Origin of the sequence: Dysgonomonas sp. 521 (assembly GCF_010501055.1) — a bacterium.
GTDB lineage: Bacteria > Bacteroidota > Bacteroidia > Bacteroidales > Dysgonomonadaceae > Dysgonomonas.
On sequence record NZ_QVMO01000052.1, the window covers coordinates 814 to 7,029 of the forward strand.

General features: G+C 49.1%; 4 protein-coding genes. All 4 read right to left on the reverse strand.

Going from position 1 to position 6,216, the window contains the following annotated elements:
• Positions 1 to 407 (reverse strand): hypothetical protein (locus tag D0T84_RS14405; protein WP_163308562.1); only part of this gene is annotated, 407 nt, incomplete at its 3' end.
• A gap of 37 nt (positions 408 to 444) precedes the next feature.
• Positions 445 to 2,172: a hypothetical protein gene (locus tag D0T84_RS14410; protein ID WP_163308563.1), complete on the reverse strand. Its 1,728-nt coding sequence runs from the start codon at positions 2,170 to 2,172 to the stop codon at positions 445 to 447.
• Between the two features lie 108 nt (positions 2,173 to 2,280).
• On the reverse strand, positions 2,281 to 4,023 hold the full coding sequence (locus D0T84_RS14415) for a hypothetical protein (protein ID WP_163308564.1): 1,743 nt from the start codon (positions 4,021 to 4,023) through the stop codon (positions 2,281 to 2,283).
• Between the two features lie 87 nt (positions 4,024 to 4,110).
• Entirely contained in the window at positions 4,111 to 5,865 is a 1,755-nt protein-coding gene (locus tag D0T84_RS14420) for a hypothetical protein (protein WP_163308565.1), read from the reverse strand.
• Between the last annotated feature and the right edge of the window lie 351 nt (positions 5,866 to 6,216).

Genomic DNA, 6,216 nt, shown 5'->3' on the forward strand with positions numbered 1-6,216 from the left:
GCTGCATTGTAGTCGCTTATTATCCGGCTTTGGCGGGAAAAGAGCTCTTGCAGGTATGCGTTTTCAACCGAGCCCGAAAATATACCGCTGTCGGGCTCGCTGTCTTCTTTCACCGAGAGGTTCTTCTCCCCGTTGATTATCATATTGATAGAGGTGTGGGTGGTTGGCACCGAGAGGTTACCCACACCACGGTATGAAGCATAACCGGCAGGCAGTGTAAACGATGCCTTGCCTACCGAATCGAGCCTGCCCACAGCCACCGTATCGCGGGCGGTGCCCTGTTTCAGGATGAAGACATATTGCAGGTAGTTGCACGAAGGCAGGTGCATCTCGATGGTTTGGGCAAGGGCGCCCCCGGAAAATAATAGGAGGAGCCCCAATAATACTATATTTTGTTTTTTATACATTTCGATTTGCAATAGATAGCTAAAGGTTATCGGTTGATTATGAATGTTTGATACAACGAATGGCGAAGCCGTGCGCACGACCGTTACCAGTAGCAGGATTGATGTTAGTGCTACCCAGCCCTAAGGTGTACGCGTTTGTACCAATAATAGAAGTACTCCGTAGAGTGCTACTTCCACCTTGGCTATAGAGCAAACCATCACCATGGTTACGGTAACCACTAGCAGGTAAAAAGAGAGTGGTGGTTTCACCATCCGGTTTGATCTCATATCCGCGACTGATATTACTACTTGTACCATTATACCAGTTCCATGTATTGGCTGTTGCATTGTCCGGATCGCCTGATATGGTTCCACCCCTGTAAATACTACCCCATTCGTCCTGCGAAGGAGTGCGCCATGCTGTATCTGCATCCCCGCAGGCTTCAGAGAAAGTTACACCATCTACATCTTTATTTTGTCCATCAGTGCCATTATGCCAGAATTCCTGGTATGTACCATCTGTTTTATAATGTGCACAGGGGTCGTTTTGTACAAAGCGGCCTGTGCGCCACAACTGGTCGGCAGTAGAGGAAATAGGTGTCCAATTATAGTTTGGAGGAGCAAGGGCGTAAATAAACTTCCCATATCCCGCTGTCCCACTTTTTATCTGTTGGTAAGGGCGGGAAGTATCCCCAGTGGAGCAGCGACTGCCGTTGACGATATCAGCTGCGGCTATCCCACTATATGCCTGTATATTGGTAGGGGTTCCGCCTGCGCCGGTAAACAAGCGTAATTCGTGGCCGTCAGCAATACGTCCCCACTGAAAGAGGCTGCCCCAAAGCTTTTCTTCGCCAGGTATATAAGCATGTTGGTCAGATACACCATTAGCATTATTTGTAAATGTTCCTATCGGATATTCCTTTTGTTCCTGTATTGTAATGCCATTGTATGAAGCTGTACCAATATCTGCTCCTGCCCCCAGGTTAAAGCACATAAAGGATATCCACTCCCCAGCGTTGTTCTTTGCTCCGCAGCCTACAGCCACTTCGGCAATGTCGGAGGTCAGTTCTGCACCCAGCGAACTTTTTGCCACACAGTAGAACTTATAAAAACCTGTATTGTTGGCATTGCGGGTAGTACCCTTTTTTACGCCTGTGGGGGTAAAGGAGGCTGTAGTAGCTCCTGTGCCGTCGACTGTATCAGGACCACCGATGGGTGTGCCGATGCGCACATGCACATTGTTGCCCGTCACCTGGTACCACTGATACTCCCATGTCCCATCGCCTTCTACAGTGATGGTCAGCGGATCGGGTTCTTCCGTTCCCAGTTCATAGAAGGTAAAGGCTTTGGGCGGTTCGGTAATCGTTGCCACAGGAGTGTTTACCCGCGAGGTAATCCAGACCACACCATTCCATGTGTAGGTGGCCGGATATAATTTGCTGAACGGCCCGTTGTCGGTCAGGTTGTACACTGTAAGGCCTGCCAGGCGTTCTTTCAGCGAGTTGGTATTGTTTACAAACTCGGGGTCATCTTTGGCAATAAAAGGTTCGAGGGTGGTGATGTCCACCAACTTTACGCGTGGCAATACCAGCCCGCCGTCGCCCTCGGCTACGGTTATATTGGCATCGTCGGACACGGATGTCACCGTGCCGCTTGTCTGGCGTGCTTTCAGGTCGAGCAAAGCCGCCCGTGTAGGCTCTATCTCCGAGCCGAAGGTTATCTGCCCGCGAAGGCTCACTGTGGTAACCAGCAGGGCGGATAGAAAAATGATTTTATATGGTTTCATATATTTTGAGGATTTGGCTAACGCCGATTTTCAATTCAAGATTTGGTTGTTGACTGTTTTTGTTATGGTTTTGCTTTCTCTCTCCCTTTTGGGGAGTTGGAGGGGTTGTCAGCTGTTTTTGATACAGCGAAGAGCGAAGCCATAGGCGCGGTTAATATTAAATGCTGGACTAACGCTACTTCTGTTAAAGAATAGGTAGTACGCATTTATATTAATAATCGAAATGCTCCAGTAGTTACCACCCGTACTTTGATTGTATAGCAAACTATTATTACCATAGTTTCGGTTACCACTTGCTGGCAAGAAAAGCGTAGCTGTAGTCCCATCGGGTTTTATCTCATAACCTCGGCTATAATTTGTACTTGTACCATTGTACCAACTCCATGTATTTGCTGTAGCATTACCCGGATCGCCAGATATTGTTCCTCCTCTGTAGATACTAGCCCATTCGTCCTGCGAAGGGGTGCGCCATGCCGTACCTACATCGGTGCAGGCTGGAGAGATGGTTACACCATCTACATCTTTATTTTGCCCATCAGTACCATTATGCCAAAATTCATGGTAAGAACCATCTGTTTTATAATGGGCGCAGGGGTCATTCTGTATAAAGCGGCCTGTACGCCACAACTGGTCGGCATTAACTTGAGAAATTGGCGTCCAGTTTGCGCCTCCGGTGATAAACTTACCATATCCTGCAGTTCCATTTTTCACCTGCTGATAAGGGCGGTATGTATCTGAGGCCGAGCAGCGACTACCATTAACGATGTCATTTGCTACCACTCCACTGTAGAGTTGTGTATTGGTCGGTGTGCCGCCTGCGCCGGTAAACAAGCGTAATTCGTGGCCGTCAGCAATACGTCCCCACTGGAAAAGGCTGCCCCAAAGTTTTTCTTCGCCAGGTATATAAGCATGTTGATTGGATACTCCATTAGCATTATTTGTAAATGTTCCTATCGGATAATCCTTTTGTTCCTGTATGGTAATGCCATTGTATGAAGCTGTACCAATATCTGCTCCTGCTCCGAGGTTAAAGCACATAAAGGATATCCACTCCCCTGCGTTGTTTTTTGCTCCGCAACCTACAGCCACCTCGGCAATGTCCGATTCGAGGCGTGCGCCCATCGAGCTTTCGGCTATGCAGTAGAACTTATAGAAGCCTGTATTGTTGGCTTTGCGGGTAGTGCCCTTCTTCACGCCTGTGGGGGTGAAAAGAGCGGTAGACCGGGTATCGACTACTTCCTTGCCTACTGTGCCGCCCACCGCATCGCTACTGCCGATGGCTGTACTGATGCGTACATGCACATTGTTACCTGTTATCTGGTACCACTGGAAGGTCCAGTCACCCAGACCCTCTACAACGAAAGTCAGGGGATTGATTGTCTCTTCGCCCGTTTCGTAAAAGGTAAAAGGCAGAGGTTGGGTAATTATCGACGAGGCAGCCTCGTTGGCCTGTGTGGTTACCCATTTTTCACCGTCCCAGGTATAGACGGCCGGGTAGAGGGCGCTGCCCACTCCGTTGTTGGTCATATTGTAGACCATCAGACCCGCCAGTTTCTCTTTCAGGGAGTTGGTATTGGCTGTGAATGCGGCGTCATCGGCCGGGATAAAAGGCTCCAGGGTACTGATACTTACCAGCTTTACGCGTGGTAAGACCAACCCGCCATCGCCCAAGGCAGCGGTGATGTTTTCGTCAGCGGTAACGGAAGTCAGTGTGCCTGTGGTCTGGCGTGCTTTCAGGTCGAGCAAAGCCGCCCGTGTAGGCGGAATATCTGAACCGATGGTTATCTGTCCGCGAAGGCTTACTGTGGCAGCCAGCAGAGCAAAAAGAAGAATGATTTTGTATGGTTTCATATATTTTGAGGATTTTAAGATTTGGCTGTTGACTGTTTTTGTTATGGACTTGCCCTTCTCTCTCCTTTGGGGAGTTTGAGGGAGCTGTCAGTTGTTTTTGATGCAACGAAGAGCGAAGCCAGACACACGGCTGCTGCTGTTAGCAGGATTAACATAACTACTGCCAAAGTTCAGATTGTATGTATTAATACCATTAATAGAATAACTCAGATAAAAGGCACTCACACTCTGGTAGTACAGCAAACCTTTGCCGTTACTTCGGTAGCCACTGGCTGGTAAAAACAATGTTGTAGTTTCTCCATCCGGTTTAATCTCACATCCACGACTATTGTCGATGAGCGTGCTTGTTCCTCCATACCAGCTCCATGTATTTGCTGTCGCATTACCTGGAGAACCTGTTATTGCCCCTCCCCTGTATATACTACCCCATTCGTCCTGCGAAGGGGTGCGCCATGCTGTACCCGCATCAGTGCAGGCTTCAGAGATGATTACACCATCTACATCTTTATTTTGCCCATCAGCACCATTATGCCAAAATTCATGGTAAGAACCATCTGTTTTATAATGTGCGCAAGGGTCGTTCTGTATAAAGCGCCCTGTGCGCCACAACTGGTCGGCAGTAGCTTGGGCAATGGGCGTCCAGTTAACAACGTTTCCATAGATAAATTTTCCGTATCCTGCTGTCCCTTCTTTTACCTGCTGGTAAGGACGAGGTGTATCCGTAGTCGAGCAACGGTTGCCGTTGATGATATGGGCTGTTTCCACTCCGCTGTATGCCTGTATGTTGGTAGGTGTTCCACCTGCACCTGTAAAGGAGCGCAGTTCGTGTCCATCTGCTATACGTCCCCACTGGAAGAGGCCGCCCCATACATTTTCCTCTCCAGGGATATAGGTGTGCATACCCGATGCATCATTTGTAAATGTTCCTATCGGATAATCCTTTTGTTCTTGTATTGTAATCCCGTTCTGTGCTCCGAGGTTAAAGCACATAAAGGATATCCACTCGCCATCGTTGTTCTTTGCCCCGCAGCCTACAGCCACTTCGGCAATGTCGGAGGTCAGTTCTGCTCCCAGCGAGCTTTTAGCCACGCAGTAGAACTTGTAGAAGCCCGTATTGTTGGCATTGCGGGTGGTTTTACTACCCTTTATTACTTTATTTGGGGTAAAGGAGGGAGAGGTAGCTCCGGCAGCGTTAGCGTCAGTTGTATTTGTGTAGATAGTTTCGGCTTTGCCCACAGCCGTACCGATGCGTACATGTACATTGTTGCCCGTCACCTGATACCACTGGTAGGTCCATGTGCCTAGCCCGTCTACAACAAACTCAAGGGCCTTGACTGTCTCTTCGCCCGTTTCGTAGAAGGTAAAGGGCTTGGGTTGCACCATGATCGATGCCCCGGCCTCATTGATGCGTTCGGTACGCCATTTGGTGCCATCCCAGGTGTAGACGGCCGGGTAGAGGGTGCTGCCCGCGCCATTATCGGTCACGTTGTAGACCATCAGCCCTGCCAACCGCTCTTTCAGCGAGTTGGTATTGGCCACATATTCGGCGTCATCTTTTGCAATAAAAGGTTCCAGAGTGTTTATGTCTATCAGCTTTACCCGGGGCAGCAGCAGTCCGCCGTCGCCCAGAGCGGAAGTAATGTTTTCGTCGGCATTGACCGAAGGAATGGTTGCTGTGGTCTGCCGTGCTTTCAGGTCGAGCAATGCCGCCCGCGTGGGTGTGATATTGGAACCCACGGTCACCTGCGCCCCGGCAAAGGAACTACACAGCAAAAAGGCTGCCGTGGCAAGCAGTAACCGCCAATGAGCCATGTTTTTGTTTTGTGTTTTGGTTGTTTTCATAAAAGAATAAATTTTTAAGCCACCCCCTCCCGCCTCCCCCAAAAGGGGAGGAGACCAGAGAGATGGAAAGATGAATAATGCTCCTCACTGTAACCCTCTTCACAAGAGAGGGAGAAGCAGAGGCTCTGTTTATTATATTTAAATTTGATTTGCTTTGACCGCCTCGCGCTACCTCCCCTTTTGGGGGAGGCAGGAGGGGGTGTGTTACGGGGAGGCTCCGCCCTACTACTTTCGCAAGCGGCGGGAGGAATAAGTGAAGACAAATAAGACAACATTGTTGAAGACAACAAGACGGTAAGTTCGCCTCCCCGGATATTTATAATAATATATACAGTGTTGTTAAAACCGAAA

What these genes read in the sequence shown, in the direction of transcription:
- D0T84_RS14410 (WP_163308563.1), bottom strand. Translation starts at nt 2,172, where the DNA reads ATGAAACCATATAAAATCATTTTTCTATCCGCCCTGCTGGTTACCACA.
- D0T84_RS14415 (WP_163308564.1), bottom strand. Translation starts at nt 4,023, where the DNA reads ATGAAACCATACAAAATCATTCTTCTTTTTGCTCTGCTGGCTGCCACA.
- D0T84_RS14420 (WP_163308565.1), bottom strand. Translation starts at nt 5,865, where the DNA reads ATGAAAACAACCAAAACACAAAACAAAAACATGGCTCATTGGCGGTTA.